Raw genomic sequence first — 1,435 nt, 5'->3', positions numbered from 1 at the left:
CCGCAAGCGCCTTCCACGGCGGGCGGGCTTTTCGCTGATCGAGCTGATGATCGTGGTGGCGATCATCGGCATCCTGGCCAGCCTCGCCCTGCCGCAGTACCGCGCGTACGTGGCGCGGGCCCAGTTCGCCGAGGGGCTGTATTTGCTGGGGGGATTGAAGGTCTCGGTGCTGGAGACCTATGTCTTGTCCTCTCAATGTCCTGACAACACCGGGGAGAACGATGCCGCCTTGCCGCCGGCTGCAACCATTAACGGAAAGTACGTGGAGCGCGTGGTGGCCCAGCGCATGGGCCAGGTCTCAGACGGCGGCGGGTGCTTTCTCCGGGCGTACTTCCGCGAGGACGCGTCGCCGCTGCTCCGGGGCAAGTTCGTGGAGCTTGAGTTGAGTGGGACCGGCAAACCGTCTGAAGGCTACGCTGGCGGCGGCGCGGCGTCCTGGGACTGTTATTCGAATACCCGTGAAAATGTGCGGCCTAAGGCATGTCGGTACCGGTGGGGCTATACGCCTGAGGCTTGATCCGCCCACGCCGGTCCACTGCAAAACTTTGTCAGTCCCGTAGACACAAAATGTGACAAATTTTGTTGATTAGCCGTCCCTTGGAATCGTAGATCGGCCAAATTTTGTCACTCCCGCATGAGATTATCGGCATTTGCTGGTCTGGCACACTCCCTGCTTTAGGGGTAATGCATCACATGCAAGCAGATGTTTCTTTCTGTAACGAAAATCTCATCGAGGGGTCAATCCTTATGCAACGGGTACAACAAATCAAAAAACTGGGTCGCCAAGCCCAAAAGGGTTTCACGCTGATCGAACTGATGATCGTGGTTGCGATCATCGGTATCCTGGCTGCTATCGCGATTCCGCAATATCAGGATTACACGGCGCGTACGCAGGTGGCACGTGCAGTCAGCGAAATGGGCGCGTACAAGACGGCATTTGAAGATCGTCTGAGCAACGGCGCCGCGGTTGCCGCCTTGGCCGATATTGGCTTTGTTCAGTCGAATCTGTATGCCGATCCGAATGTGCCCGCTAACGTGAACACCGGCGCATTTGTCTGGTCGTCGACGCTGACCACGGACGCAGGCACCAACAAGAATGCTAGCCCTTCCGTGGCAGGTGCCACCATCAACTGGCAGCGCCAAGATACTGGTACGTGGCGCTGCTTCGTTACAGCTAGCAACAACGCTGGTTGGAAAGCCAGCTACGCTCCTTCGGGTTGCCCGATTGGCCAGGCGATTTAATATCAAGCCATCAGCGAGCCTTTCCCTCGCCTGATGCTGATGTAGAAAAAGCGCCTTCGGGCGCTTTTTCTTTTCCTGCTTCCCCAAGCCGCCAAGCTATCATGGCGCCTTTCCTTCCCCTCGCGCCCGCATGCCGCCATCCAGGGCTTTGCTTCCGGGGTCGGCGATCATCGCCGCCTTTACCCTCCCGCTG

Annotated in this window: 2 protein-coding genes; both read left to right on the top strand. The window is 58.3% G+C overall.

Annotated features, from left to right (window positions below; genetic code table 11):
* Positions 1-517, top strand: a 517-nt coding sequence (locus tag AB4Z27_RS28970; RefSeq protein WP_441645980.1) for a pilin, incomplete at its 5' end; no start/stop codon positions are given.
* A gap of 230 nt (positions 518-747) precedes the next feature.
* A complete protein-coding gene (locus AB4Z27_RS28965) occupies positions 748-1,242 on the top strand; it encodes a pilin (protein ID WP_441591899.1) in 495 nt (164 codons plus the stop codon).
* The last annotated feature ends 193 nt before the right edge of the window (positions 1,243-1,435 follow it).

Origin of the sequence: Cupriavidus sp. KB_39 (assembly GCF_052114485.1) — a bacterium.
GTDB lineage: Bacteria > Pseudomonadota > Gammaproteobacteria > Burkholderiales > Burkholderiaceae > Cupriavidus.
The sequence above is the reverse complement of the archived record's forward strand: the minus strand, read 5'-3'. Positions and strand labels throughout refer to the sequence as shown.